We start from the raw sequence: 24,437 nt of genomic DNA on the forward strand, positions 1-24,437 counted from the left end.
GCAGTCGCGCTCCGGCCCTACTGTCGGCGTGCGGGGAAGGCGGAACCGTGCACCTCGGATCGAGTTATGGCATACTCCAACTTGGTTGTTGGAGAACTCCAATGCTGACTGCAGACACTGCTTCGACCCGAGCCTCTCACGGTCCTCGCACCGAGGATGCCGCCCACGACATCGATCGTGCTGCAATCGACGCCAGGGTGATCGCTCTGTTCGACAACGCGTCTCTGCGCAGCCATGTTCGCAAGCTCGACAAGGTCGAATTGGCCAGCGTCTGGCGATTGACGCTGCAGGTTCTGTCTCGCAAGACCGCGAGCGTGGCGGAGCCGCTCAGTCCCATCGAGGTCCACAAGCGCCTGCTGGAAGGCCTGGCAGGCGAAACGCTGCTGGTCTCGTCGGCCATGTTCTTGAGCAACCTGGCCGACGCTGAGAAGTTCTTCGGCCTGAGCTTCAAAACCATCAAGTCACGCTTGGGCGGATCGCTGGATACTGCAGCAAGCGAGAGGGCGATGCGAGCCGCTCGTGCGACGATGACGGCGGCAGAGGTGCTCGGAAGCTACGACGCGGCCCGCGCTTACATGCACACCCGGAACTTCGCTCTCGGCGGCGCTACGCCGGCAGAGCTGGTCAAGACCTCCGATGGCGAACGCATCGTGCTCAACGAGCTTCATGCGCAGTCCGAGGGCGGGCCGCTCTGAGGTTGCCGATGCTGGTGTTTCGAGCCAGTCGGCGTCCGCGTGCCGCATTTGATCCCCTCGATTCGAGCGCGTCGGTCGCCCGTGATGGGTGGCGCTTCAACGACAAGCGCAGCGAGATTCTCTACACCGCCGAGGTGCAGTCGCTTTCGATTCTCGAAGTCGCGGCTCGCCCCGGCTGGGACACCGTCTCGGAGTTGACCATTGCTGCGATCGAGGTTCCCGACGGGAGCGTCGTCGACCTGTCCGATCTGGGAATCGTCCTGCCGTCGAATTGGAACCTGCGGCCAGCCGGTCCGAACGCTCAGAGCATCGGCGGCGAGTTCCTCGCGGCCGTTGATCGTGAGGCTGCGGCGGGCCGTCGAGTTTGCGGGGTTCGGGTGCCGTCCGTGATCAGCACGACGGATCACAACATCCTGCTGGACCCGAGGCAGAAGGCCAGCTATTCCGTCGCATCCTGGGCGCGTATTCCGTTCAACTGGTTGGTTGGCACGGCCACATAGGCGCCCGGCGATGATTCGCCTGCGGCTCAGCTGGCTGCGAGCCGTACACCTTCCGGCAAGACAAACATCAGTTCACCGGCGACGACGACGACATCAGTGGCCTCTGCTGCTTCGTCCGCGATGGGCATGCCTCGCGCCGCCGTGAACTTGAGATACGGGCGAGCGCTGCCATTGCCGATGAGTTTGTAGCCGCCGACGGCAACCTTGCGAGCACGGATCGCCATGTCGTCGCGGTCGATCATCAACTCGATCCTGTCTACTCCCGGTGTCCAGCCGGCACGCTCGACAAGGTCGTCAGAAAAGCGGAACACGGTCTGCGGTCGCTGCCGCTCGCTGAACTCCGACTTCACAATCACGCGAGCAGCCTTCATCGCCGTTCGCTTCAAGCCGACGCGAGCCAGATCGTCGAACGATTCGAAGGCCATGATCAGGCTCCTTCTTTCTGCAGCCGGACCATGCGTCGAGAACCGTCGGCGTCCGGTTCCTCCAACGCGAAGCCGAGGTCGTTCAGCCGCTTCTCGTACCCCAGCGGGCCAAGGCCGACCTCCGTGAGTTTGGCGTCGAACTTGTTGAGCATCTCTTGGAGCGCTTCGGTGAGGGCCTCCTGCTTGGACATTCCGAGCGCGTCCAAAGTGCTTTCGAACCGAGCCTGCAGCAGCGGGCTCACTCGGAAGCACATGTTCTTCATCCCGAAGGCCTCCGCCTTCTCGTCGTCACGTTCGACGATGTGCGCCACGAGGGCACCGTTGCCCCGGCCGCTGATGCTGGACTTGAACTCCAGCGCTTTCATCGTCAGCAGTTCATCAAACGTCATGTAGATGTCGTTCATGTGATTCAGCTCCAGACTCATGCAAGTTGATGTTGTTTGCATGATATCGGCGCTGAACCAGAATTGCAAGCAGGACGGCCGCCGGTGCATGCAATTTGCCGATGATCCCATGACAAGCTGGGCTGAAGGCCAGATTCCCACAGTCATTTGAATTCGGCACGTAATCAAGTTGACCTATTCGGCTTCCCGCCTTTGCCCAAACAACCACCACGAAGGGCCGGGCTAAACCGGTTGGCTGTGAGAGACGCCGCGTGCTACTCTTGATTTCGTCACAAAATCATGCGCACCGAGCCGACCAAGCCCCGCCACGGCGGCACTCGACAGGGTGCTGGCCGCAAGGCTGCCTATGGAGAGCCCACCAAGACGGTCCGGGTACCGCAGAGCCTCGTTCCCGTGGTGGTCAGGTACTTGGGCGAGCTGAGGCGTTCGCCGCAGCCGCCAGGCGAGGCCTCCAGCTTGAGGCCGATCGCCGAGCTACGCGCCGCGACCGCTGTGCCAGCACTCGGCCGGCGCGTGCGAGCCGGCAAACCCACTTCAGGCGACGACTACCAAGAGGACGCGGTCGACCTCGGCAAGCACCTCGTACGCGATCCGAACAGCACCTTCGTCATGCAGGTATCAGGCTGGTCCATGCGCGACGCCGGTATCTCTGATGGCGATGAACTGGTCATCGACACCGGCCTGGCTGCTGACGACGGCCGCATCGTGGTCGCCGACATCGACGGCGAACTGACCGTCAAACGCCTGAAGCGCACTGACACCGGGTGGTTGCTGCAGGCCAGTAACCCCGATTTCGCCGACATCCCGATCGGCGACAAGAGCGAACTACGCATCTGGGGCGTCGTCACGCGCGTGCTGCACGCCGTCTAAACGCCCGCACTACTTCGAAGAAACAGGAGAACCTCATGTCTCAAGCCAGCCGGATCGAATGGACGGAGGCCACGTGGAATCCGACCGTGGGTTGCACCAAGATTTCTCCTGGGTGCAAGCACTGCTACGCGGAGACCATGGCCAAGCGGCTGCAGGCGATGGGTACGCCCGGCTACGAGAACGGCTTCAAGCTCACGATCCTTCCCGAGCGCCTGGCCGAACCTCTCGCGCGCAAGAAGCCGACGGTGTACTTCGTCAACTCGATGTCCGACCTCTTCCACAAAGGTGTGGATGACGCCTACATCGCCCAGGTCTTCGACGTGATCCGTCGTTGCCCACAGCACACCTTCCAGGTGCTGACCAAGCGCGCGGAGCGTATGGCCTCCTTCTTCCGAAACCGCGAGGTGCCGGACAACGCCTGGCTCGGAGTGTCTGTTGAGGATCGTCGCTATGGTGTTCCGCGCATCGCCGCGTTGCGCCAGGTCGATGCCCGCATCCGCTTCTTGTCGGTCGAGCCGTTGCTAGCCGACGTTGGCGCCTTGGACCTAACCGGCATTCATTGGGTAATCGTCGGAGGAGAATCGGGGCCGAAGGCCCGGCCGATGCAGCTCGAATGGGTTGAGAATGTTCGCCAACAATGTGAGGACCAGGGAGCGCAGTTCTTCTTCAAGCAGTGGGGCGGCTGGGGTGCCGACGGCAAGCGCCGCTCCAAGAAGGCCAACGGCCGCCTGCTTCAAGGGCGCACCTGGGACGACATGCCTGCACTGTCTGCCCACGCCTGAAGGAACGCATGACGCTGAAGCAATACAACTGGAAGGATGGCCCCGACTTCATCCAGCAGCACAGCGTCGCCAAGCACCGAATCCTTCAGGCCTACCTCGCCGCCTACTTCCGTACCCTCGTCAGCTCGCCGAATCAGGATGTGCTGCGGCTGACCCTCGTCGATGGCTTTGCCGGCGGCGGTCTGTACGTCCACAACGACACACGCGAGACGGTCAAGGGCTCGCCGTTCATCTTCCTGGAAGCAACGCGCGAAGCCGACTTCCTGATCAACAAGGATCGGCGCAAGCCGGTCCAGCTTCAGGTCGACTACTTCTTCACCGAGGCCGACCGCCACGCCTACATGCACCTCGACAAGGTGCTGCGTGAAGCTGGTTACGGCGACCGCATCGGCAACGGCATCTACATCGACCACGCTCGATTTCAGGACAAGGCCGACGCGATCATCGAGTTCATCAAGAAGAAGAGCCCGAAGAACGGCCGATCAATTTTCGCTCTCGATCAGTACGGCTACAAGGATGTACCCACCCAGTTGATGCGCAAGATTTTCGAGGCGCTGCCAAGGGCGGAGATCATCCTGACGTTCGCCGTCGACTCGCTCATGAATTTCGCCAACGATGGCGAGCAGTTGAAGGACCTGCTGGGGAATCTCGGCATCCCGGACATCTTCGGCGGCAGGCCGGTCGATGAGATCAAAAAGTCCGACCGCGACTGGCGCCTCTTGCTTCAGAGCACCGTGTATCGCCGCCTCGTCGAGAACTGCGGCGCCAGGCACTTCACGCCATTCTTCATCCGCAATCGTGGTGGCCACGGCGACTACTGGCTGATCCACATGTCGCAGCATCACCGTGCTCGCGACGTGATGACCCAGGTGCACTGGGCCAACAACAACTACTTCATCCACTACGGCGGCGCCGGCCTCGACATGTTCCACATGGTCGGCTACGACCCTGCGCACGATTCCGCGTACCTCGGCCAGTCAGCTCTCGGCTTTGAGTTCGACGACGTTGCTCGCCGCGCGAGCATCGCAGCTCTCAACGAGCACATTCCGCGCCGTGTCTACGCTGACGATGTCGGCATCACATTCGGCGAACTCTTCGCCACCACATGCAACAGTTCACCGGCGTCGGCGCAAATCTACCGAGAGTCGGTGGGCAAGCTGCTCGACGAGAAGGTTGTGGAGATCGTCGGAGCCGACGGCACCAGGCGACGGTCTTCCGCGCAGATCAAGGACACCGACCAGATCATGCCGCCCCCGCAGCGTGCGCTGTTCCTGGTCGGGTAAAGCACAGATATTCAGATCGGAAGACCTGAGCGTGACCTCGTCGATCATTCCGGAGACCTACGAAGGCCGCGAGCAAGCCATGGTGAAGCATGCGCTGCTCAAGAGCTATCTTGAAAAGCTCGTGCTGATCATCGGCATGAGCGCCAGGAAGGCACGCCGAGCGGAAATCTGCTTCGTCGACTGCTTCGCCGGGCCATGGGGGGCAGCGAGCGACGACTTGGACGGCACGTCAATTTCGCTGTCGCTCAAGACGCTGGCCGCGTGCAAAGAGAAGCTCGCAACGCTCGGGGTCGACGCCACGATGCGTGCCCTGTACATCGAGAAGGACAAGACCGCGTTCGATCGGTTGTCCGCCTTCCTCTCAACGAAGGCGCCGCCCACAGTTGCCCATGCATGCCTGCGCGGTGATTTCGTGGACCTTCGAGACGACATCCTGCGTTGGTGTGGAAGCACTGCGTTCACATTCTTCTTCGTCGATCCGAAGGGGTGGAAGGACATCGGCATCGACATCATGCGGCCCCTGCTCGCGCGTCCTCGATCGGAGTTCCTGATCAACTTCGCCTACAACTTCATCAATCGCACGGCCTCCATGCCAGCATGGCAAGACGCGATGCTGAAGTTACTTGGCGCATCGGTGAACTTGGATGGGCTCCAGTCCGCCGAGCGCGAAGAGGCCTTGGTCAACGCTTATCGATCGAGTCTCAAAGCTTGCGTTCCGAGTGGCCGGCCTGAGTATCGAGCACGCTCCGCATACGTCACCGTGCTCGACCCGTTGCACCAGCGAACCAAGTACCACCTCGTGTACCTGACGAGTCATCCGCTGGGCATCGTCGAGTTCATGGACATGTCGGAGCGGGCTGACCTGGTGCAGCGGCGAGTTCGTGCCGCCAAACAGATCGACGTTCGCCAGCAGAGAACCGGCGTCCCGGACATGTTTGGCGTCGACCAGCAGGTCGAGCCCACGGACGGCCGTTGCAGCCCAGATGAGGTTGATTCATTCTGGCGAAAGCACCTTGCGGACGGTGAGCGCCGCATAGGCGCGGCCGAGTTCGCCGACATCCTGGAAGCCACGAATTGGCTACCTGGCGAACTACAGGGATCGCTTGTCCGCCTCGTGAAGGCCGGCGTGGTACGAAATCTGGACGCCGACGCCACCAAGCGGCGCTCAAAGCCACTGCACTTCGACAAGGCTGAGCGCCTCCAACTCATCAGCACCCCCAAATGAACTCTGGCGCCCGTCTTCATCGCATCTACGACAAACTCGCAGCGCAGGTCACAGACCAGGTGATGGTCCAGACCTGGGCGGAGGTCTTCGATCTCGACAAGTCACTTCCACATCTGGAAGACGAAGTCGCCAACCTCGTGATGGCACTTCGGGCCGAGATCAAGTTCGCTCGCGAGCGCCTTGACGACATTGGACGCCGCGCGCTCGCGCGCCTGCCGGCTGAAGTCGGCACTTGAAAGCCGCAAAGTCCATGCTGAAGTACTCAACTACTGTCGCGCCGAACTGCTGGATGAAAACTATTTCCATGCCGTCTTCGAGTCGACCAAAGGTGTCGCCGAGCGCATCCGTTCCATGTCTGGCCTGACCATGGATGGCGCCGAGTTAGTGAGCCGGACGTTTTCGACGCAAAACCCGATCCTGGTTTTCGGTTCGCTCGCCACCGAATCTGAGAAGAGCGAGCAAAAAGGCTTCGCCCATCTGCTGGTGGGCCTCTTCGGCGCCGTGCGCAACCCACTCGCCCATGCCCCCAAGACAAACTGGCCGATGTCCGAACAAGATGCCCTGGACATCCTGACACTGGTATCACTCATTCACCGCAAGCTGGATCGCACGCTGAAAGCGAATACCGCGGCGTTGTAGCGGCTCCCCGTGTCTCCAGAGGATGGGGGTACTACCCTTTCGCGGGTGATCGGTCGGCGCCAAGACAGCCATCACGTAAGCCGTAAGCGCAACCGCTCGACAAGTTCTTCCAACTCGACGAGCCCTGCAGTGCGGCATTCCGGACTCTGTGCGATGGCGAGCATGTCGGTGAGCACACAGGCCACGCGCCATGTCTGGTTGAACCTCTCGCTCGTTTTCTCCTCGCTGCAGTACCCGGCGTGAACCGCGGCCCCGATCGATGGGCCGAGGCCATCGGCGCAGATCGAGCGCCGGGTGGCTGAAATACGCATCGCCGAAGTCGATGAGGCCAGTCAACTGCCTAGTCTGCGGATCGACGAAGACGTGTTCGGGGCCGGGGTTGCTGTGCAAGGCCACCCAGGCGTCTGCGTCCGGCAAGGCGCGCATCGCGAGGCGCGCCAACTGCAACGGGTCGAGCGCGAACGGCCAGGGCTGGGCCGCCCGCGCCACGGCTGTGACGGCGTCGTCGAAGAGGCCGCCGAACCGTGTGCGAACGTCGGCCGCCGTGTGGTCGCCGGGGATCAGGCGCGCCTCGAACAGGGGTTGCTGAGGGATTGCGTGAATGCGACGCAGCATGCGCCCCAGGTCAACCAGCGTACGCCGGCGGAGGTCACCGTCGAACCTTGCCGAGTGCATCGGCACGCCGGGCATGCGCGTCATCAAGGTGTACTCGATCCCGGGTTCGGCGACGCCCCCACCAAGGACTCGTGGAACGCGTACGCCCTCCAGGCCTGCCAGCTGCTCCAACAGGAAACGCTCCTTGTCCAGGCTCGTTCGCGCGCGCAGCTGTTGTGGTCTCTGAACCTTCAGGATCAGGCCGTCGTCGATCGCATAGGTGCGCGCCTCGCCGCCGCTCTCGTCGACGGCCCTGACGGCCTTCGCGCCCGCCGCATGCAGGCGCACGATCGCGAGCACCGCGTCGGGATCGAGCACCGGGTCGGCCGCGTCGGGTTGTATGTAGAAGTCCTTGCCCATGTCTGTCCTCCAACGTCAACGTTGATGCCAATCCCAGCCTGCCGTCTCCATGGCCAGCAGCGCGGCGAAGCGACCCCGGCACCGAATCAACTCGTCCGGCGCGCCTTGTTCGAGGATGCGACCGTCCTCGATCACGATGATGCGATCGGCCTCCAGCGCCGTTGACAGCCGATGCGCCACGATCAGAACGGCACGGCTCGAGTCGTGCGCGTCGCGGCGAAGAGCGGCGCGGAACGCAGCGTCGCTGGCGTGGTCGATCGCGGCTGTCGCTTCGTCGAGCAGCAGCACGCGAGGCTGGCGCACCAGCGCGCGCGTGAGCGCGAGCAATTGCCGTTGGCCCGCGGACAACGCGGCGCCGGCCTCACCCGCGTCCAGGGGCGTGTCGTAGCCCTGCGGCAGTGCCCGGATGAACGCATGCGCGCCCGTTGCCTTGGCCGCGGCTTCGCAAGCAGTCCGGGTCACGAGGACGTCGCCCATCGTGAGGTTGTCGAGCACGCTGCCGCTGAACAGTTGCAGCGTCTGCGGCACGACGCCCAGGCGCTGACGGCGTTCCTCGTCCGTCATGGCGCGTGGATCCGCGCCCGCCACGTGAATGTCACCGGACCAGGGCGCATACAGGCCACCGGCGAGGTGCATCAGGCTGCTCTTGCCAGCGCCGGTGCGTCCGACCAGCGCGACGTGCTCGCCTGCGCGAACGCTCAAGGAGACGCCTTTCAGCACGAGGCGATCGGCGACGTAGCCGAAGATCACATCCTTCAACTGGATCAACGGCTCGGGTTCGCTCCTGGCCTGTTGCACGGAATGGGCGGCCGGTGTTTCCTCGACCGGCAGCGCCAAGACCTGGAACACGCGCTCAGCCCCGGACAGCGCGCTCTGCACGGTCTGCCATTCCTCGCCCAGCGTCGTTATCGGCGCGAAGAAACGGCGAAACAGCAGCACGAAGGCCGTGAGCGTGCCGATAGAAACACCCCAGCCCGCCAGCGCGCCCTCGGCGCCTGCCCACAGCAGGCCGCAGACGATCAGCGACGCCAGGATGGCCATCAGCGGCGTGTAGATCGTTGAATAGCGTGTGGCCGCGAGATAGGCGTGTTGCGTGGCCTGCAGAGCGCCACGAAAGCGGTGCTCGAAGAACCCCGTTCGTCCGAAAGCACGAATGACCTCCGCGCCACCGAGGGTCTCCACGAGTGCCGTGTTGACGCTTCCCACGGCCTCCCGGCTGGCCCGTTCAGCGGCCAATACCCGCAGCTGGAACCAGCGCGTGAACCACAGCAGGGGCGGCACGGCCAGTCCGCAGAGCAGCGTCAGCGAGGGACTGAGCACGAGCATCGTCACCGTGATCGTGACCAGTCGCACGAGGTCGGCGACAAGGCTCGCGATGCCCGACGAGAACAGGCGGTCGATGGTGTCGATGTCTGCGGTGCAGCGACTGACGGTGTCACCCAACGGGGTCGTGTCGAAGTAGCGCGCAGGCAGCCGTTGCAGATGGCCAAACAGGCGCGCGCGCAGGTCGCGCAACGCCCGTTGGGCTGCGATCGCGGTGCCGTACGCAGACGCGAAGCCCAACGCCTGCTGCCCGGCCACGACCAGCAGGTAGAGCACGCCCAGCAGCATCAGGCCGTCGCCACGGCCCACGGCCAAGTGGGCGTCCACGGCCTGCCGCACGAGGAGCGGCGGCAGCACCTCCAGCGCCGCACCGGCAAGCACGCAGGCTGCGATGGCCACGAGCAGGCGTCTCTGCGGCGCCAGTAGCGAGCCCACCTGGGCGGTCGTGAGTCCTCGGCGTGTTGTCGGTGCCGGCTGTGACTGTGTTGCGGTCATGCGTCCTCCGGCTGTGCCATCGCGACCTGCGCCGCGTAGATCCGTGCATACAGGCCGCCCGCCAGCATCAGCTGTTCATGAGAGCCTCGTTCGACTATGCGTCCTCCATCCAACACGACGACGAGATCCGCCTGCGGGAAGGCCGCCAGCCGGTGCGAGCACAGGACGATGGTGGCCTGTCGCGCGGCCGGCGCCCCGCGGCCGAACTCCGCGCGCAGGCTGGCAATGATCTGAGCCTCCGTCGCGACGTCGACCGCCGAGAACGGATCGTCCAGCACCAGCAGCCGAGGTCCCGCCGCCGCCGCGCGTGCCAGTGCGACGCGCTGCCGCTGACCGCCGGAAATGCGAATGCCGCGCTCGCCGATCTCGGCATCGACGCCGTGCTCGAAGCCCGAAACGTCCTTCGCAAGCGCGGCGATTTCCAGGGCGCTCATCGTGGCGAGGTCGGCCTGCTCACGTCCCATGGTGATGTTCTCGCGCACCGTACCCGAGAACAGGAAGGGCTCCTGCGGCAGGTAACCGATGTCACCGCGATGTCGTGCGGGCGTGTCGCCGTCCAGGGAAACGGTACCGCCGGCGAGCGGGTACAGGCCCAGCAGAGCCTTCGCCAGCGCACTCTTGCCCGAGCCGACCGGCCCGGTCACTGCTACGAACGCGCCTGCCGAAATCTCGAGCGAGACCTGGTTCAGCGCCGTGACGGCGGCGTCGGCGTTGCCGTGAGAGAAGCTCACGTTGTGCAGGGATACGGCGAGCCCGCGTTCAACTCGTGACGCCGGCTCGGTGAGAGTCGAGCGCGGAGTCGTTCCGGCCAGGTAGCCGGCGCGAAACGAAGCGAACCGATGCTCGCCGCGAGCAGGCAGGGCCGCAGCGAGCAAGGGGGCGAGCCGCGCGTAGGCTGCGCCGCCTGCTTGCACCGAGTTCACGAGCTGCGGCACCCGAAATCCGCGCCCGGTGAAGCGCAGAAAAAGGTCCAGATAGGTCACGAACGCCCCCAGCGTCCACGCGCCTGCGATGACCTTTTCGCCGCCTTGCCACAGCACCAGAACGATGCCGGCCGCCATCAGCGTGGTGTAGACCGCGGGCAGGCCGGCGCGGGGCCGCGCCGCCGCGAGATTGGTGTGCGCCTGTGCATCTGCGAGCCACTCGATCCGCGCCTGTGCGGCCTGCTTCATCCCCAGTAGTCTCGCGACGCGGATGCCGGACAGTTGCTCCTGCAGTCCCGCAGTCAACGCGCCGTTGGCTTGTCGAGCCGCCGTCGTGCGTTGGTGGATAAAGCGTCCGGCGGCCCAGGCCAGCACCATCGCGAAGGGCACGGGAATCAGCGCCCGCAGGGTCAATGACCAGTCCAGCACCAGCATGGCGACGAAGAACGACACCAAGAACAGGAGCGTGTCCCAGGTCTCGACGATCACCTCGCGGATACCGACGCCCAGCACTTCGACGTCACCGATGACGCGCGCCATGGTGTCGCCAACAGGCGTGGCAGTCAGCTTTGCCATCGGCCAGGCGAGCACCCCGCGCAGCGCATCCGCGCGCAGATTGGCGCGGATGCGCGCGTTGGCCGTCATCAACCACCAGCGCTTGCCCAGTCGCGGCAGTTCTGTGGCCAGGGTTGCGGCGGCGAACAGCGCGACGGCCTGCAGTAGCGTCGCGCGCGTCGCCTGGCCCTGCGCGAAGTGCGTCGCGGCGTCGATCGCGCGCCCGAGGCACACGGCGGGCAGGACCACGGCCGTGTTCATGACGACGCCTGCCAGGGAGCCGAGGACAAGCTGCCCGGCGGTCTGCCGGTAGTAGGGACGCAGTTTCCAGAGGTAGTGCGCCATGTCAGTCGCCTGCGTGCATGCAATCCTTAGCCATTCGCGCCCCCGTTCACGGCTCTCGTTTGGGCATGGGCCGCACCAGCCCCCGATACACAACGAACTGCGCATCGTCCTTGTATTGCAGCTTCTGTCCGTCGCGCAGGACTTGGTAGCAGATCGGTTCGTCCTTGCTGATTTCCGGCTGCAGCAGGCATAGCTGATTGCCTTTGACGGACCAGCGCGCAGACCGCTGGCGGCCGTTCTCTAACCGTTCGACGCGCCCGTCCGCGAAATACTTGTGCCCCCAATGGTGTTCATCAGTCACGTACTTGCCGCTGATGGCGGCACGGATCTGCGGGCCAGTCAGCGGCACCTCCTTGGCAGTCGCGGCAAGTGCGCAGAACACGGCTCCGGCGGCGGTGAGGCGCGCGAGGTGCCGGGTGGGGCTGCTTGGGAGGCGCTGCGGCACCGAGCTGAAGGTTTTCTTCGTCATTTCGCAGCCTTCTGCGCGTCCAATGCCTTCTTTACCGCCAGGGCCAGATCCACGGCTTTGCCCTTGCCCCAGTAATGCAGAAAGACGTAGCGCGGTTCCTCGTGGGTCATGTGCTGGTGGATTGCCACGATGTTGATGCTCTGGCCACGCATGGTTTTCAGGACCGTCTGCAGTTCGTTTTCATGCATGGCGAAGTCGCCATCGACTACCGCATGCTCATCGTCGCCAGCAAAGGCCGCCCAGGTATTGATGCCCATTTCATTGCCGACGGTGGTTCCATGCATCTTGGCTGTGCGGCCAAGGGTTACTTTCACCATGCCATCCTTGACCTGCGCCTTGCTGCCCAGAATCTCCTCGATGGGCGCAGCAGTGACATGGCTTGGCGATGCGATGTCGCCCGCGAAGCTGCTGGCCGGCGTGCCTTGGGCGGCGCGCACCTGCGCGATGCGGTCGTACACCGCCTTCACGCCTGTGGCGAGCTTGCGTGCATCCCCCATGCCGCCGATGTGCATGAAGAAGACCTTGGGTTGGTCGAAGAAGAAGTGGTTGTGCAGCGCAGTCACTTCCAGGCCGTTGTCCAGCGCGACGCTCATCGCCGGGTTGACTTCATCCTCGAACAGCACCGTATCGCCCATCATCATGGTGGACGAGCCCATTGGCGTGAACGCGGCCCAGGAGGTGAGCCCCATGAACGGTGGCATGGTCCAGCGATCGACATTGATCTTCACGTCGTCGCGTGGCTTGCTGACCTTGAAGACGTTTTCCGCCTGGTTGTAGCTGCCCTTGAGGCCGGTGGCCGTTTCGATGGCAGCGGTGTCGATGGCCTGGGCCATGGCCGGGGCGCCTGTAGTGAGCAGGCCCGCGGCCAGGGCCAGTGTGGAGAGGGTTAGACGCAGCATGGAGTTTCCTTGGTAGTTGGCGGGATGCAGCTCCGGGGGCTGGCCGGAGCGGGTAATCGAGGCAGGTGCCGGTCAATCGAACGGGTATTTCGACGACAGAGGTTCCGGAGTGACCTCGTAGAGGTCTTGGCCGTGGGCGCGCAGCAGATAGGCCTTGCCTTTGCGCAGTACCGTCCAGCATTCGGGCTCTACACCCGTGCTGATGCTTACGCACAATTCCTTGCCCACGATCTTCCAATGCCCCTGGTGCGGCCGCCCCAGTTCAATGGACTTCGTGCGTCCATCGGGAAGGAGGTAAGCGGACCAGTGCGCGCCTTCGGATATGACATTGCCGACGAAGACTGTCTTGATCTGCGCGCCGGTGAGTTCGCTGGGGCCGGGCGCTGCCGATGCCGCCACCAGGCTCAGGGACTGAATGAGTGTGGCGAAGGCAAGACGGGGGATTGCGGACATTTGGTGCATTTTCAGTTGGGCGGATCAGGCTGGCATGACCGGCGGCCAGTTGTGTGTCTCGGCCTGGCATGCGCGGCACCACGCATAGAGGGCGTCGTACATCACCATGCCGTGCTGGAGCATTTCGTGGTCGTCGCTAAAGTTGTGCGACAGCCCGAGCGAGAGCGCATAGAGCCCTGCTGATTGCGGCGTCAGGTCGAGCCGGGAGGTGTCGGCGCCGCGCACGATCTCGGCCAACTGGCGCAGCGCTGGGTCGTCCAGGTGGTACTTCGACAGGAAGGAATCGAAACTGCACAGCTCGCCCACATGGCTTAGTTCGACATTCGGGATGTCGTAGGGGATGGCGCCGGTAGCGTTGGCGGTTTTCAGCACCTCGCTGGCCGGCACATAGAGAAATTCCGCCTGCTGGTCGATGAAGCGCGCAACCAGCCAGGGACAGGCGATGCGGTCGATCTTGGGGCGTTCGCGTGTAATCCACTTCATGGTGCTACTCCTTTGCTTCAAATGTCACGCCAGCAGCGCGACAGGCTTCGATGCCTCCGGCCACGAAGCGTGCGTCGAGGCCATGCGCTCGTAGCGCGAGCGCCACCGACTGGCTGACTTCATGGCCGTGCACGCAATACACAAGGACGGGTTTAGAGGTATCGATTTCACGGCTCCAATTTGCCAACTGCACGGGATCGCGCCGAATGGCCCCGGCGATGCGATCAGGCGCTTGTGCGTAGCCTGCCGTGCGTCGCACGTCGATCAGTTGGAGGTCACCGCCGACTTCCTCTGGTGCGGCCGACCAGGGCAGTGCATCAGCCTCGACGGCGGCAGCGTAGCGCTGCATCACGGCATTCCAGCGGATGTTTTGCATGAAGGCGTCAACATACGCGGCCGCCTTGGCACCGAAATCCATGTGGTAGGCGTGCTCGTACATGTCCAGTGCCAGCAGCGGTGTGGCGCCGGCCAGCAGGTTCGTATGGTCTGCCGCCCAATGGTTGATCAGCCGCGCCTCGCGTGTGGACCATGACAGCAGCGCCCACCCCGAGCCGCCGCCCATGGCCTTGGCCAGTGCGGAGAATTCCGTGCGCCAGCGGTCAACGCTGCCAAAGTCGCGGGCCAAGGCAACTGCCAGGCCGGAGTCCGGCAATGCACCGTCGCCTCCCAGCGTGTCGAAGTACAGCTCGTGGAGCCAAGCGGAATTGGCGGCGATCAGCTCTTCGCGCTTCAGGCCATTGATCATGAAGACCGGAGCGGTCGGCCAATCCAGGTGCGCCAGTTGCTGGCGAATAGCATCCAGGCGCTTGACTGCGCCGGTGTAGTTATTCGCGTGATGGCTGAGGATGAGTTTCTCGGACAGCCCGTTGAGGGCAGCGAGGTTGATGGTAAGGGGGCGTAGTTGTAAATCCATTGGAGTGTTCCTAGAAATGTGGCAAGTCATGGGTTAAGGCGTGGACTCCTCTCGCTTCTATTCAGCTGTGGGTCACCAGCGGGTAGACGACCAGCCCAATCAGTGCCGCGGCAGCGACAACGATCGGCTCCGGCAACTTCTTGAATTTCCAAAGCAAGGCAGCAGTCCCCAGGGCGAGTAGCGCCGTGGGAACGTCCTTGATCGAGCGCACCCCGATAACTACCACGGCTCCGGCCAACGATCCGATGGCGGCTGCCGTCACGCCATCGACGAATGCCACGATTCCCGGTTTCTTTCCGTATTTCTTGAAGTACGGGGCTGGCAGGACTGTGAAGAGATAGCACGGCAGGAAGGTTGCCAGCGCCGCAGCAACCGCGCCCCAGAAGTCCGCGACCAGAAAGCCGATGAACCCGGTAGTGATGACGACAGGACCGGGAGTGATCATGGCGACTGCGACAGCGTCTAGGAACTGGTGATCGGTCAACCATCCGTACTCTTTGACTACTCCGCTATACAGAAACGGGACGATAGCTAGGCCGCTACCAAAAACAAAACTGCCCGCGTAGAAGAAATACTTGGTGATCTGCCACAGCTTGGTCCAGTCGACGTTGGACAAGCCAAGCAAGGCCAGCAAAGGAATAGCACTGCTGTGCAGCGTGCTGGACGGCTTAATAAATTTCGGCGGCGCGCGCAACAACCACACGAGAACGCCTGCGCCCAGGAACAGCCACAGTTCCTCGGATTGGGTGATGATCGTCACCGCCGCCGCTACTGCAAAGATGGCCCATTGCAGTTTGTCTTTGCCGATGTTCTTGGTAGAGAGCTTCCAGGTGCTGACAGCAATGATCCCAATGACAGCGGAACTCACGCCATAAAACACGGCCTGCATCCAACCCAGACCGCCGAAATGCGTATAGGCCCAACCCAGTCCGATCACCATCAGAAACGAGGGCAGCACAAAAGCGAGGCCCACCAGGGTGGCCCCTAGGAAGCTGTAGTGAACAAAGCCCAGGTAGATGGCCAACTGCGCGGCTAACGGTCCTGGCGCGAGCTGCGCCAAGGCCAGCCCTTCCTTGTAGTCTGCCTCGGTGAACCATTGGCGCCGCTCCACCAAGTCGCGGTCCATGTGGCCAGCCAGGGCCACGGGTCCGCCGAAGCCCAGTGCTCCGAGCCGTAGGAAATAGGCAACCAATTGCCACAGCGTATAGCTGCGAGGCGCCCCACTGCTGATGGCTGCGGCTGGAATGGTTTCATTCATGACGATTCTTTCTACAAAAAAGTGATCTGAGGTGAGCCGTCAAGTTTTGCGGCTGCTGGAGAAGTGGGCGTGGAGCGAATCCAGTACCCCGCCGATGTCGGCCAGTAGTGCGTCGTCGTCTGGCCAGCGTCGGCGTGCGCCGGCCAGAACGGCCTCGAAGCCGCTGGCCTCCGGCGTGGCCGTCCCGCCCACATCGAGCGCATGCACCATCGCGCTCAGGCGCGAGAGGCCGCGATCGTTCTCCAGGCCGAAGCTCGCCAGCAGTACCTCGAACGTCACCCGCTCGCCCACGTGCGAGAAGGTCGCACCGTCGAAGTCGAACCCCAGTGCATCGGCTGGGCTGTCGGCCGGGGCGTCCAGCCACAGAAAGCGCGCATGCGGGTCGATAAAGCGCTGGATCAGCCAGGCGCTCGCCACGCGGTCCACCCAGAGATGGCGGCGCGTGGCCCAGACTCGTCCCTGGTACTGCATGCGATCACGCCGAGCAATGTTGCCCGCTGTTGGCTGCGGCTCACCGGGTGACTGCATGGCTTCGAGGGCGTTGGCGAAATCGCGCCACTGGGCGTCGGCGCGGATCGACGTCTCACCGGGAAAGAAGTCGATTTTGCGGATGACCTCATAGGCACGCGCATGCTTGCGCTGTGTACGCTGGAGTTCGGCTGCGCTCAGGGCGGAGAGCGTCTGGCGTGCTTGCGCCAGTTCCTCTAGCCAGGGGGTGTAATCGGCCGCCCGGTCGAACAACGCCTGAAAGGTGGCCTGTTCGGTCATGTTCCGGGCTTGCACCTGCAGCAGCCAGGCTTGCCCGCCTTCCTGCAGCGCCTCGTCGGCCAATACCTGCAGTTGCGCAGCCTGTTCGGCTTGGGCGGGCAGTAGATAGGCGCCGTCGCGCAAGGCGGCACAGCCGAGCGTCTTGACCGCGCGCCAAATCCGCATGCGTGCCGTGGCGCTCGCGGAGGGGAGGCTGACGATGAGGGTCAGCCAAGAGTCGGAGGTGAGAGTCATGGCAACAGCTTAAATCCATGTCACGGTCGTTGCAATGATGTAGCGATCTCTACAAAACAGTAACTACTGGGTTCAGAAGATTTGCACCCCGCCCTGGGGCGTGTCGGCGCGCGGCGCCGTCAGGCTCTCGGGCGTTGCCCCGTGCTTCGTGCCGAATCACGGCCATGCGGCGTCGATCCTTCACGCAACTGCGGCCCTGATCGCAGATCCGGGCCTGCGCGCTGCGCTTGCTAATACCGGCTGTGCCTGGGTGGCGCGGTGTGGCGGCTTGTTGCTTCTCCATCGTGCCACGGCGTTCTCGCCGTGCAAGGGCGGCGCGTGCTCGCACTCTTGCGGCCTGCGGCCGTCGTTGACCCTTGACTGCTTGCGCTGCGCAGTGCCCCGAAAGGGTCGGGCAATTCCGCCCGGCAACCTTTCAGGAGCTCACCATGAACAACGCACTCATCACTGACGAGCAGCGCATCGTGCTGCTGTCGGAATCCAGCCTGCGCTCTGACGACTCGGCGTGATGCCTTCGCGCCCCTAACGGGGCGTTGCGCGCTTTGCTTGTCTCCAGGGGAAAGCCCTGCGGGCTATCCCCGCCGCGCGAGCTTGGCGCCCCTCAAAGGCCGCCGAGCCGGCTTCCCGATGCCTGGAGCATGAGCTTGTGCATCGAGCCTTGAAGTCCGGGCGTCCCCGGCCAGGAAACATGGCCGGTCGCGCTGTCGTGCTGCGCATCGAACCCCCTGCGGGGTTTCGCCCCTGTCGGGCTTCCATCATTCCCTCGCGCTGATCGGCTGACGCCTCCGGCCCGGCTTCCAGCTTCGGGCCTGCGCGCTTCGCTTGCCGTGCGGTCGGCGCATGGGGAAGGCCGTTGCCTTGTCCAGCCGTCTCCCCTGACTTCATCACCTTGTCCGCGACTGTAGCCCGCTCCCGTGCGCCGTCAAGGCGCGCAGGGCCGTGTCCTCGCTGCGCTGCGGGCCGCACCAACCCTGCGCTTGCCTCCTTGACGGCCCCCGTCCGCGCGCTCCTGACCGTCGCGGGCGATGAACTCAGGAAAGACGGTGGCAACAGGGCCAACCAGGTTCCTCGTGCCGACCGCACCGAACAGCCGAAAGGCTGGGCTCCGAATCTAGGAATCCGGTGTGCGGTTTTCTTCAACAACCAAGTCAGGAGAAAGACATGCTTGCATCCCGTTTTGCTTCCCATTCCCCGGCGCTGCGTTCCGATTACCCCTTGTCGGATGACCAAATCCGGCGCGTGGCCCCGTCCATCTTTGCGGATGCCCCGCATGAGAGCCGTTCCGAGCGGTACAGCTACATCGGCACTACGGCCAGGCGACACGTTGGTCGTTTGGAAACTGGATCGGCTCGGGCGCGACCTGCGCCATCTGATCAATACCGTCCATGACCTGACCGGACGCGGCATCGGCCTCAAGGTGCTGACCGGGCACGGCGCGGCCATTGACACCACGACCGCCGCCGGCAAGCTGGTCTTCGGTATCTTCGCCGCGCTGGCCGAGTTCGAGCGCGAGTTGATCGCCGAGCGCACCGTGGCGGGCCTGGCCTCAGCACGGGCACGCGGCCGGAAAGGCGGCCGGCCGTTCAAGATGACCGCCGCCAAGCTGCGGCTGGCGATGGCGGCAATGGGGCAGTCAGAGACCAAGGTCGGCGACCTGTGCCAGGAACTTGGCATCACGCGGCAGACCCTGTATCGGCATATTTCACCCAAGGGCGAGCTACGTCCAGATGGCGAGAAGCTACTCAGCCGAATTTGATGCCGACATGAGGCGACGTAGCGAAAGCGTGGTTTGTCTCAATTTGACGGCGGCGAACCGCAAGCGTTCGGTTCGCCGCTCGTTTCGGTCGCAGTGCTGGCCCGCGCCTGGAAACGTTGATAACACTCCAGCCCGCAGAAGTGCTCGACGTACTCCGCGCCTTCCGGTGTGAAGGCGGCATCGAGCGGAATTTCCTTGCAGCACACGCAGCAACTGGTGGCGGTCGGATCATTTGCATTCATGGTGGCACCCCTCCATTGACTGACGAAGACGGCGAATGCCGCCGCCGGCATCGGCTTTGCGAACAGAAAGCCTTGCCCGCGCTCGAACGCTTGGGCCCTCCGCCGTAGTCCATCCATCCGGCCGGGAAGCGCTCATGATCTTTCCCTGAATGCCCGCAACGCCCGCGCCAGTGACAGAAGAAACAGGCCGGTCAAACCGAGCGCCGTGATGACCCAATACTCGACAAGGAATGCACCGGCGGTTGTGCCGGCCAGCACGGCAGCGAGGATGGACAGGTGGCAGGGGCAAGTCAGCACGGCCAGCGTGCCCCACAGGTAGCCGGTGAACGGTTTGTGCGTCTCGGCCGGCATGCGCTCGGGGCTGTTCATGGCAAACTCTCCGCATGCTGTGCCGGCGCGGTCGGCATGGCGGCCAACTGCACTTCCAGATTGGCCAACGCTTCGCGCCGGCGTTCGACGAACTGACGCAGCACAGCAAGCTGCGCGGCAGTTTCATCGCAGTTCGCCGCATCCAGCGCCCGGCACAGCCGCGCCAATGCGCCGAGGCCGATGCCCGCCTCGAAGGCGGCCCGCACGAAGCACAGTCGCTGCAAGGCGGCGTCATCGAACAGGCCGTAGCCACCCGTGGTGCAGGCGACTGGCCGCAGCAATCCACGCAGCAGGTAATCGCGCACGATATGCACACTCACCCCGGCATCAAAGGCCAACCGGGACACCGTGTAGGCGTTCATCGAACACCTCCTTTTCCTCATCCGGCACAACACGAAAGCTGCTTCACGTCCTTGCTGAAGGTCTGCGCCGCGAGCTTCAACCCCTCGACCATCGTCAGGTAGGGGAACAACTGGTCGGCCAGTTCCTGCACCGTCATGCGGTTGCGAATGGCGAGAACAGCCGTCTGGATCAATTCGCCGGCTTCCGGGGCGACGACCTGCACGCCGATGAGCCGTCCGCTACCTTCCTCGATGACCAGCTTGATAAAGCCGCGTGTGTCGAAGTTGGCAAGCGCACGCGGCACGTTGTCGAGCGTGAGCGTGCGACTGTCGGTTTCGATCCCGTCGTGATGCGCTTCCGCTTCGCTGTAGCCCACGGTTGCTACTTGCGGATCGGTGAACACCACGGCCGGCATCGCGGTTAGATTGATGGCAGCATCCCCTCCGGTCATGTTGATCGCGGCACGGGTGCCGGCCGCTGCCGCCACATAGACGAATTGTGGCTGGTCCGTGCAGTCGCCGGCCGCGTAAATGTGTGGCGTGCTGGTGCGCATGCCCTTGTCGATGACGATGGCACCCTGCGCATTGACGGTGACTCCCGCCGCGTCGAGTGCCAGGCTGCGCGTGTTCGGTGTCCGTCCGGTAGCGACCAGCAGCTTGTCGGCACGTACTTCACCGTGTCCCGTGGTCAGCACGAATTCGCCGTTCACATGCGCGACCTGGCTGGCTTGCGTGTGTTCCAGTACCTTGATCCCTTCGGCACGGAAGGCCGCTGTGACGGCCTCGCCGATGGACGGGTCGTCGCGGAAGAACAGCGTGTTGCGAGCTAGGATCGTGACCTGGCTGCCCAGCCGGGCGAAGGCTTGCGCCAGTTCCAGCGCGACCACCGACGAGCCGATCACGGCTAGGCGTTCGGGAAGGGTGTCGCTGACCAGGGCCTCGGTCGAAGTCCAGTAGGGTGACTCTTTCAGGCCCGGAATCGGCGGCACGGCCGGGCTGGCACCCGTGGCGACTAAGCAGCGGTCGAAAGCTACCACGCGCTCGCCACCATCGTTTAAACGGACGACCAGGCTCTGCTCATCCTTGAAACGCGCCTCACCATGTACAACGGTGATGGCCGGGTTGCCGTCCAGAATGCCTTCGTACTTGGCATGGCGCAGTTCTTCGACGCGCGCCTGCTGCTGGGCCAGTAGTTTGCTGCGGTCAATCGCAGGCACAGTCGCCGCGATACCGCCGTCGAACGGACTTTCCCGACGTAAATGGGCGATGTGGGCGGCGCGAATCATGATCTTGGACGGCACGCAGCCGACGTTGACGCAGGTGCCGCCGATGGTGCCGCGCTCGATCAGCGAGACGTGCGCGCCTTGCTCGACGGCCTTCAGTGCTGCCGCCATTGCCGCGCCACCGCTACCAATGACGACGACCTGCAACGGGCGTTCGTTGCCACTGGGCTTATCAGCGGCCCCTATCCAGCCGCGCATCTTGTCGAGCAGGCCGGCGCGGTTGTCCGTCGGTGGCGCATCGGCAAGCGTTGCCTCGTAGCCCAGTCCGGCCACGGCGGTAGTCAGCGCATCCGATGACGTGCCCGCCTCAATGGCGAGTTGCGCTGTGCCCTTCGGATAGGACACCAGCGCCGATTGCACGCCGGGCACTTTCTCCAAGGCTTCCTTGACGTGAGCCGCGCACGAGTCGCAGGTCATCCCGGTGATTTTCAGGGTGGTCATGTATTTTTCCTTTTCTGTGGTGGCTACGGCTGTTGCCGTCAGCCACGTTGTTCTGGCAATTCACAGCTGTCCGGCCCGCAGCGGCGATGTGCTGGCGAGATGAAATCCCAGACCGACACCCCAACCATCAAGGCCAGGCCGACATAGAGCAGTCCACCGCTCTGCCAGCCGTAAGCCCGCATTAAAAACACCGCTGCCAGCACCAAGATCGGGCCTATCGTGCCGAGCGCCGTGCGTCGCCACTGTCGATGATTGAGCCAAGCGATAGCATTGGCGAGTAACGCGATGCCGGCGAACATCGGCAGCAGGATGCCAATGAATAGCCCCTCGTACTGGCTCAAGAAGCCCAGTCCGATGGCCGCGCCAAAGCTGGCGATGGCAGGAAAACAGGCGGCGCAGCCCATCGCGGAAACGACGCTGCCGAGCGCGCCGGTTTTGCCAGCGATGCGCGTGATGAGTCCCATGTGTCGCTCCCGAGTTCGGTTAACGGATCAGCGTTTGAGGCTGGACGGATAGCCCGCGTCCTCGGTCGCCTTGGTCAACTTCTGGACGTTGGTCTTGGCATCGTCGAAGGTGACGACGGCCTGGCGCTTGTCGAAACTTACGTCGGTCTTGCTCACGCCCTCAACCTTGGAAAGCGCGTGCTTGACAGTGATCGGGCAAGAGGCGCAGGTCATGCCAGGCACGGACAGCGTGACGGTCTGAGTGGCGGCGAACACGGGGGCAACGAAAGCGGCGAGAGCGAGGGAGGCAAACAGCTTTTTCATGATGAACTCCTGATTAGTAGAAAAATGGCATGACGTAGGGAAAACCAAGCGCGACCAAGACCAACACGGCGACGAACCAGAAAATGAGCTTGTAGGTGGTGCGCACTTGCGGAATCGCGCACACCTCGCCCGGCTTGCAGGCTGCGGTCGGTCGGACGATGCGCCGCCAGGCAAAGAACAGTGCAACCAGCGCCGCGCCGATGAAGATCGGCCGATACGGCTCCAATACCGTCAGGTTGCCGATCCAAGCGCCGCTGAACCCCAAGGTGACCAGAACCAGCGGCCCCAGGCAGCAGGCCGAGGCGAGGATGGCAGCCAGCCCGCCGGCGAAGAGCGCCCCGCGCCCGTTTTGTGGTTCAGACATGCGCGTGTCCTTTCGAATTTAAATTGGATAGCGTAACCTTACTTCCGTAGTCATGTACGGAGTCAAGCAATATGGAAAACAATTTGGAAAATCTGACCATCGGCGTTTTCGCCAAGGCGGCCGGGGTCAACGTAGAGACCATCCGGTTCTATCAGCGCAAGGGCTTGTTGCCGGAGCCGGACAAGCCTTACGGCAGCATCCGCCGCTATGGCGAGGCGGATGTAACGCGGGTGCGGTTCGTGAAATCAGCCCAGCGGCTGGGCTTCAGTCTGGATGAAATAGCCGAACTGCTGCGGCTGGAGGATGGCACCCATTGCGAGGAAGCCAGTAGTCTGGCCGAGCACAAGCTCAAGGACGTGCGCGAAAAAATGACTGACTTGGCGCGTATGGAGTCGGTGCTTTCCGAACTTGTGTGTGCCTGCCACCTGCGGCAGGGGAATGTTTCTTGCCCGCTGATTGCTTCACTGCAAGGGAAGAAAGAACCGCGCAGTACCGACGCGGTGTAGCCAAGGGAACTACGCCTAAGCGTGCTTTATTTTCCGTTTTCTGAGGTGACGTCAACCGTCAGAAAAAACCGTGCGGCCGACTTTTGATAATTCGTGCTATCGCCTTCTGAAAATGACACCGCCGGCAGCGAAAACCATTGCTCAGCGCGGAAGGAAACCGTAAAGTAATCAACGTACAGCCAAGGTACGTTTGATGATCATCGGCTACGCCCGGGTCAGCACCCAGGACCAGAACCCTCAACTGCAGCTCGACGCGCTGGCCGGCGCGACGTGCGAGCAAGTCTTTCACGAGACCGCCACCGGTGCCTTCCGCGATCGGCCGGAACTCACGGCGTGCCTGCGCACCCTCCGCAAGGGCGACACCCTGGTGGTCTGGAAGCTGGATCGCCTGGCTCGATCCCTGAAGGACCTCGTCGAGATCGTGCATGACCTCAACCACCGTGGCGTCGGCTTTCGCTCGCTGACCGAGTCCATCGACACCACCAGTTCAGGCGGCCGGCTCGTCTTCCACATCTTCGGCGCCCTGGCCGAGTTCGAGCACAGCCTGATCAAAGAACGGACCATCGCCGGCCTCGCCGCCGCCCGTGCGCGTGGGCGCAAGGGTGGGCGCAAGCCGGCGCTCTCACCCACCGACGTACGCAAAGCCGCCGCCATGCTGTCGGACCCCAAGATCACCAAGGCCGAAGTCGCCAAGCACTTCAGCGTGAGCCGCGTGACGCTGAATGCGGCGCTCGCCCGCGCCGGCATTCCGGACCCCCAGGTGGCCGCCACGAAGGCGCCTGCATGACCATTTCTAAGAAACGCACCACACCCTTCCAGCGCCCATGACCAACGAAGAACTCAAGAAGACCCTGTGGGATGCGGCGAACAAGCTGCGCGGTTCCGTCTCAGCGGCCGAGTACAAGTACCCCGTTCTCGGGCTCGTCTTCCTCAAGTACGTCTCCGACCTGTTCGACGCGCACGCGGAGGTGATCCGACAGCGCCTCGCCGATCCGGCCTCGGACATCTACATCGAAGACAAGGCAACGCGCCAAGAGGCCGAAGCCAGCTTCGTCACCGACAAGACCTTCTACGACCAGGACAACGTGTTCTGGGTGCCGCCGGGCTCTCACTTCGGCGTGCTGCTGAAGCAAGGCACAGACCCTGAGTTGCCGCAGCTCCTCGACGCTGCGATGGGCGACATCGAGGCTGAGAATCCAAGTCTGAAGGGCGTGCTGTATCGCGAGTTCTCGCGCTTGGCGCTCGGCCCTGGCAAGTTGAACGACCTGATGGTTGTCGTCGCACGGCTCAAGTTCGATCCGAAGCAGCACGGCAGTCGTGAATCGCCCCGGGTTTCGAGGAGGCTCAACACTCTGAGAGGATTGAGCCATGAGCAAGTCGAACAAGTTCTCGCCCGAGGTGCGTGAGCGCGCA

Annotated in this window: 31 protein-coding genes; 12 read left to right on the plus strand and 19 right to left on the minus strand. The window is 63.4% G+C overall.

Features of this window, described 5'->3' with window-relative positions; genetic code table 11:
• The first annotated feature begins 101 nt into the window (after window positions 1-101).
• Window positions 102-695, plus strand: coding sequence for an MbcA/ParS/Xre antitoxin family protein (locus tag CDO81_RS17095; RefSeq protein WP_088484424.1), 594 nt, complete (start codon window positions 102-104; stop codon window positions 693-695).
• 8 nt (window positions 696-703) lie between these two features.
• Entirely contained in the window at window positions 704-1,195 is a 492-nt protein-coding gene (locus CDO81_RS17100; RefSeq protein ID WP_144397286.1) for an RES family NAD+ phosphorylase, read from the plus strand.
• A 26-nt stretch (window positions 1,196-1,221) separates the two neighbouring features.
• On the opposite strand, the gene CDO81_RS17105 is transcribed toward CDO81_RS17100, so the two are convergent.
• A complete protein-coding gene (locus tag CDO81_RS17105) occupies window positions 1,222-1,620 on the minus strand; it encodes a hypothetical protein (RefSeq protein WP_088484426.1) in 399 nt (132 codons plus the stop codon).
• A gap of 2 nt (window positions 1,621-1,622) precedes the next feature.
• Window positions 1,623-2,024, minus strand: a complete 402-nt coding sequence (locus CDO81_RS17110; RefSeq protein WP_088484427.1) for a hypothetical protein — start codon at window positions 2,022-2,024, stop codon at window positions 1,623-1,625.
• Window positions 2,025-2,303: 279 nt separating this feature from the next.
• Between CDO81_RS17110 and CDO81_RS17115 the strand changes: the two genes are divergently transcribed.
• Genes CDO81_RS17115 through CDO81_RS17140 form a run of 6 tightly spaced genes read left to right on the plus strand, consistent with a single transcriptional unit; the run spans window position 2,304 to window position 6,823 of the window.
• Window positions 2,304-2,894 carry a LexA family protein gene (locus CDO81_RS17115; protein WP_088484428.1) on the plus strand — a complete coding sequence of 197 codons (591 nt, stop codon included), beginning with the start codon at window positions 2,304-2,306 and terminating at the stop codon, window positions 2,892-2,894.
• Window positions 2,895-2,929: 35 nt separating this feature from the next.
• Window positions 2,930-3,676, plus strand: coding sequence for a DUF5131 family protein (locus tag CDO81_RS17120; protein ID WP_088484429.1), 747 nt, complete (start codon window positions 2,930-2,932; stop codon window positions 3,674-3,676).
• Between the two features lie 8 nt (window positions 3,677-3,684).
• Entirely contained in the window at window positions 3,685-4,959 is a 1,275-nt protein-coding gene (locus CDO81_RS17125) for a three-Cys-motif partner protein TcmP (RefSeq protein ID WP_088484430.1), read from the plus strand.
• Window positions 4,960-4,990: 31 nt separating this feature from the next.
• Window positions 4,991-6,184: a three-Cys-motif partner protein TcmP gene (gene tcmP / locus CDO81_RS17130; protein WP_088484431.1), complete on the plus strand. Its 1,194-nt coding sequence runs from the start codon at window positions 4,991-4,993 to the stop codon at window positions 6,182-6,184.
• Window positions 6,181-6,420, plus strand: coding sequence for a hypothetical protein (locus tag CDO81_RS17135; protein WP_088484432.1), 240 nt, complete (start codon window positions 6,181-6,183; stop codon window positions 6,418-6,420). Before tcmP ends, CDO81_RS17135 begins: the two co-directional genes overlap by 4 nt.
• Entirely contained in the window at window positions 6,365-6,823 is a 459-nt protein-coding gene (locus CDO81_RS17140; protein WP_241517042.1) for a TIGR02391 family protein, read from the plus strand. The genes CDO81_RS17135 and CDO81_RS17140 overlap by 56 nt, the downstream gene beginning before the upstream one ends.
• Here the strand turns inward: CDO81_RS17140 and CDO81_RS17145 are convergent.
• From CDO81_RS17145 to CDO81_RS17190, 10 genes are all read right to left on the minus strand, one after another.
• Window positions 6,767-7,837 (minus strand): phosphotransferase family protein, encoded by a 1,071-nt coding sequence (locus CDO81_RS17145; RefSeq protein ID WP_005797778.1) that lies wholly within the window; start codon window positions 7,835-7,837, stop codon window positions 6,767-6,769. The genes CDO81_RS17140 and CDO81_RS17145 overlap by 57 nt on opposite strands.
• Window positions 7,838-7,852: 15 nt before the next feature.
• Window positions 7,853-9,655, minus strand: coding sequence for an ABC transporter ATP-binding protein (locus CDO81_RS17150; protein WP_026063012.1), 1,803 nt, complete (start codon window positions 9,653-9,655; stop codon window positions 7,853-7,855).
• Window positions 9,652-11,478 carry an ABC transporter ATP-binding protein gene (locus tag CDO81_RS17155; protein ID WP_005797782.1) on the minus strand — a complete coding sequence of 609 codons (1,827 nt, stop codon included), beginning with the start codon at window positions 11,476-11,478 and terminating at the stop codon, window positions 9,652-9,654. The genes CDO81_RS17150 and CDO81_RS17155 overlap by 4 nt, the downstream gene beginning before the upstream one ends.
• Window positions 11,479-11,524: 46 nt before the next feature.
• Entirely contained in the window at window positions 11,525-11,947 is a 423-nt protein-coding gene (locus CDO81_RS17160) for a hypothetical protein (protein WP_239009612.1), read from the minus strand.
• Window positions 11,944-12,846 (minus strand): DUF1259 domain-containing protein, encoded by a 903-nt coding sequence (locus CDO81_RS17165; RefSeq protein ID WP_088484433.1) that lies wholly within the window; start codon window positions 12,844-12,846, stop codon window positions 11,944-11,946. Before CDO81_RS17165 ends, CDO81_RS17160 begins: the two co-directional genes overlap by 4 nt.
• 72 nt (window positions 12,847-12,918) lie before the next feature.
• Entirely contained in the window at window positions 12,919-13,299 is a 381-nt protein-coding gene (locus tag CDO81_RS17170) for a hypothetical protein (RefSeq protein ID WP_013722014.1), read from the minus strand.
• 24 nt (window positions 13,300-13,323) lie between these two features.
• Window positions 13,324-13,782, minus strand: coding sequence for a chromate resistance protein ChrB domain-containing protein (locus CDO81_RS17175; protein WP_005797792.1), 459 nt, complete (start codon window positions 13,780-13,782; stop codon window positions 13,324-13,326).
• Between the two features lie 4 nt (window positions 13,783-13,786).
• Window positions 13,787-14,695, minus strand: a complete 909-nt coding sequence (locus CDO81_RS17180) for a Fe-Mn family superoxide dismutase (protein ID WP_005797796.1) — start codon at window positions 14,693-14,695, stop codon at window positions 13,787-13,789.
• 61 nt (window positions 14,696-14,756) lie between these two features.
• Window positions 14,757-15,953, minus strand: coding sequence for a chromate transporter (locus CDO81_RS17185; RefSeq protein ID WP_088484434.1), 1,197 nt, complete (start codon window positions 15,951-15,953; stop codon window positions 14,757-14,759).
• 39 nt (window positions 15,954-15,992) lie between these two features.
• Window positions 15,993-16,955, minus strand: a complete 963-nt coding sequence (locus CDO81_RS17190) for a chromate resistance protein ChrB domain-containing protein (RefSeq protein WP_017406218.1) — start codon at window positions 16,953-16,955, stop codon at window positions 15,993-15,995.
• Between the two features lie 1,324 nt (window positions 16,956-18,279).
• On the opposite strand from CDO81_RS17190, the gene CDO81_RS17195 reads away from it, so the two are divergent.
• Complete coding sequence (locus tag CDO81_RS17195; protein ID WP_071038015.1) at window positions 18,280-18,711, plus strand: recombinase family protein; 432 nt, start codon at window positions 18,280-18,282, stop codon at window positions 18,709-18,711.
• Window positions 18,712-18,749: 38 nt separating this feature from the next.
• Here the strand turns inward: CDO81_RS17195 and CDO81_RS28500 are convergent, their stop codons facing one another.
• The 7 genes from CDO81_RS28500 to merT form a co-directional block, all read right to left on the minus strand.
• A complete protein-coding gene (locus CDO81_RS28500) occupies window positions 18,750-18,953 on the minus strand; it encodes a DUF3330 domain-containing protein (RefSeq protein ID WP_005413391.1) in 204 nt (67 codons plus the stop codon).
• Window positions 18,954-19,085: 132 nt separating this feature from the next.
• Window positions 19,086-19,322, minus strand: a complete 237-nt coding sequence (gene merE, locus CDO81_RS17205) for a broad-spectrum mercury transporter MerE (protein WP_005413392.1) — start codon at window positions 19,320-19,322, stop codon at window positions 19,086-19,088.
• On the minus strand, window positions 19,319-19,684 hold the full coding sequence (gene merD, locus CDO81_RS17210) for a mercury resistance co-regulator MerD (RefSeq protein WP_005798827.1): 366 nt from the start codon (window positions 19,682-19,684) through the stop codon (window positions 19,319-19,321). The genes merE and merD overlap by 4 nt, the downstream gene beginning before the upstream one ends.
• A 17-nt stretch (window positions 19,685-19,701) precedes the next feature.
• Window positions 19,702-21,387, minus strand: a complete 1,686-nt coding sequence (merA, locus tag CDO81_RS17215; RefSeq protein ID WP_005798829.1) for a mercury(II) reductase — start codon at window positions 21,385-21,387, stop codon at window positions 19,702-19,704.
• Window positions 21,388-21,425: 38 nt separating this feature from the next.
• Window positions 21,426-21,851: an organomercurial transporter MerC gene (gene merC / locus CDO81_RS17220; RefSeq protein ID WP_000522996.1), complete on the minus strand. Its 426-nt coding sequence runs from the start codon at window positions 21,849-21,851 to the stop codon at window positions 21,426-21,428.
• A gap of 27 nt (window positions 21,852-21,878) precedes the next feature.
• On the minus strand, window positions 21,879-22,154 hold the full coding sequence (gene merP, locus CDO81_RS17225; RefSeq protein ID WP_004178136.1) for a mercury resistance system periplasmic binding protein MerP: 276 nt from the start codon (window positions 22,152-22,154) through the stop codon (window positions 21,879-21,881).
• Between the two features lie 13 nt (window positions 22,155-22,167).
• On the minus strand, window positions 22,168-22,518 hold the full coding sequence (gene merT / locus CDO81_RS17230; RefSeq protein WP_005798838.1) for a mercuric ion transporter MerT: 351 nt from the start codon (window positions 22,516-22,518) through the stop codon (window positions 22,168-22,170).
• Window positions 22,519-22,589: 71 nt separating this feature from the next.
• Here merT and merR point away from each other — a divergent pair, with 71 nt between their 5' ends.
• The 3 genes from merR to CDO81_RS17245 all read left to right on the plus strand — a co-directional run bounded on the left by merR (window position 22,590) and on the right by CDO81_RS17245 (window position 24,430).
• Window positions 22,590-23,024, plus strand: coding sequence for an Hg(II)-responsive transcriptional regulator (gene merR / locus CDO81_RS17235; protein ID WP_005798840.1), 435 nt, complete (start codon window positions 22,590-22,592; stop codon window positions 23,022-23,024).
• 193 nt (window positions 23,025-23,217) lie between these two features.
• Entirely contained in the window at window positions 23,218-23,811 is a 594-nt protein-coding gene (locus tag CDO81_RS17240) for a recombinase family protein (protein ID WP_088484436.1), read from the plus strand.
• 37 nt (window positions 23,812-23,848) lie between these two features.
• Window positions 23,849-24,430: a type I restriction-modification system subunit M N-terminal domain-containing protein gene (locus CDO81_RS17245; protein ID WP_088484437.1), complete on the plus strand. Its 582-nt coding sequence runs from the start codon at window positions 23,849-23,851 to the stop codon at window positions 24,428-24,430.
• The last annotated feature ends 7 nt before the right edge of the window (window positions 24,431-24,437 follow it).

It is taken from the genome of Roseateles puraquae, from assembly GCF_002205845.1.
Taxonomy (GTDB): domain Bacteria; phylum Pseudomonadota; class Gammaproteobacteria; order Burkholderiales; family Burkholderiaceae_C; genus Pelomonas; species Pelomonas puraquae.

What these genes read in the sequence shown, in the direction of transcription:
- CDO81_RS17095 (WP_088484424.1), top strand. Translation starts at nt 102, where the DNA reads ATGCTGACTGCAGACACTGCTTCGACCCGAGCCTCTCACGGTCCTCGC.
- CDO81_RS17100 (WP_144397286.1), top strand. Translation starts at nt 704, where the DNA reads ATGCTGGTGTTTCGAGCCAGTCGGCGTCCGCGTGCCGCATTTGATCCC.
- CDO81_RS17105 (WP_088484426.1), bottom strand. Translation starts at nt 1,620, where the DNA reads ATGGCCTTCGAATCGTTCGACGATCTGGCTCGCGTCGGCTTGAAGCGA.
- CDO81_RS17110 (WP_088484427.1), bottom strand. Translation starts at nt 2,024, where the DNA reads ATGAACGACATCTACATGACGTTTGATGAACTGCTGACGATGAAAGCG.
- CDO81_RS17115 (WP_088484428.1), top strand. Translation starts at nt 2,304, where the DNA reads ATGCGCACCGAGCCGACCAAGCCCCGCCACGGCGGCACTCGACAGGGT.
- CDO81_RS17120 (WP_088484429.1), top strand. Translation starts at nt 2,930, where the DNA reads ATGTCTCAAGCCAGCCGGATCGAATGGACGGAGGCCACGTGGAATCCG.
- CDO81_RS17125 (WP_088484430.1), top strand. Translation starts at nt 3,685, where the DNA reads ATGACGCTGAAGCAATACAACTGGAAGGATGGCCCCGACTTCATCCAG.
- CDO81_RS17135 (WP_088484432.1), top strand. Translation starts at nt 6,181, where the DNA reads ATGAACTCTGGCGCCCGTCTTCATCGCATCTACGACAAACTCGCAGCG.
- CDO81_RS17145 (WP_005797778.1), bottom strand. Translation starts at nt 7,837, where the DNA reads ATGGGCAAGGACTTCTACATACAACCCGACGCGGCCGACCCGGTGCTC.
- CDO81_RS17150 (WP_026063012.1), bottom strand. Translation starts at nt 9,655, where the DNA reads ATGACCGCAACACAGTCACAGCCGGCACCGACAACACGCCGAGGACTC.
- CDO81_RS17155 (WP_005797782.1), bottom strand. Translation starts at nt 11,478, where the DNA reads ATGGCGCACTACCTCTGGAAACTGCGTCCCTACTACCGGCAGACCGCC.
- CDO81_RS17160 (WP_239009612.1), bottom strand. Translation starts at nt 11,947, where the DNA reads ATGACGAAGAAAACCTTCAGCTCGGTGCCGCAGCGCCTCCCAAGCAGC.
- CDO81_RS17165 (WP_088484433.1), bottom strand. Translation starts at nt 12,846, where the DNA reads ATGCTGCGTCTAACCCTCTCCACACTGGCCCTGGCCGCGGGCCTGCTC.
- CDO81_RS17170 (WP_013722014.1), bottom strand. Translation starts at nt 13,299, where the DNA reads ATGTCCGCAATCCCCCGTCTTGCCTTCGCCACACTCATTCAGTCCCTG.
- CDO81_RS17175 (WP_005797792.1), bottom strand. Translation starts at nt 13,782, where the DNA reads ATGAAGTGGATTACACGCGAACGCCCCAAGATCGACCGCATCGCCTGT.
- CDO81_RS17180 (WP_005797796.1), bottom strand. Translation starts at nt 14,695, where the DNA reads ATGGATTTACAACTACGCCCCCTTACCATCAACCTCGCTGCCCTCAAC.
- CDO81_RS17185 (WP_088484434.1), bottom strand. Translation starts at nt 15,953, where the DNA reads ATGAATGAAACCATTCCAGCCGCAGCCATCAGCAGTGGGGCGCCTCGC.
- CDO81_RS17190 (WP_017406218.1), bottom strand. Translation starts at nt 16,955, where the DNA reads ATGACTCTCACCTCCGACTCTTGGCTGACCCTCATCGTCAGCCTCCCC.
- CDO81_RS28500 (WP_005413391.1), bottom strand. Translation starts at nt 18,953, where the DNA reads ATGAATGCAAATGATCCGACCGCCACCAGTTGCTGCGTGTGCTGCAAG.
- merE (WP_005413392.1), bottom strand. Translation starts at nt 19,322, where the DNA reads ATGAACAGCCCCGAGCGCATGCCGGCCGAGACGCACAAACCGTTCACC.
- merD (WP_005798827.1), bottom strand. Translation starts at nt 19,684, where the DNA reads ATGAACGCCTACACGGTGTCCCGGTTGGCCTTTGATGCCGGGGTGAGT.
- merA (WP_005798829.1), bottom strand. Translation starts at nt 21,387, where the DNA reads ATGACCACCCTGAAAATCACCGGGATGACCTGCGACTCGTGCGCGGCT.
- merC (WP_000522996.1), bottom strand. Translation starts at nt 21,851, where the DNA reads ATGGGACTCATCACGCGCATCGCTGGCAAAACCGGCGCGCTCGGCAGC.
- merP (WP_004178136.1), bottom strand. Translation starts at nt 22,154, where the DNA reads ATGAAAAAGCTGTTTGCCTCCCTCGCTCTCGCCGCTTTCGTTGCCCCC.
- merT (WP_005798838.1), bottom strand. Translation starts at nt 22,518, where the DNA reads ATGTCTGAACCACAAAACGGGCGCGGGGCGCTCTTCGCCGGCGGGCTG.
- merR (WP_005798840.1), top strand. Translation starts at nt 22,590, where the DNA reads ATGGAAAACAATTTGGAAAATCTGACCATCGGCGTTTTCGCCAAGGCG.
- CDO81_RS17240 (WP_088484436.1), top strand. Translation starts at nt 23,218, where the DNA reads ATGATCATCGGCTACGCCCGGGTCAGCACCCAGGACCAGAACCCTCAA.
- CDO81_RS17245 (WP_088484437.1), top strand. Translation starts at nt 23,849, where the DNA reads ATGACCAACGAAGAACTCAAGAAGACCCTGTGGGATGCGGCGAACAAG.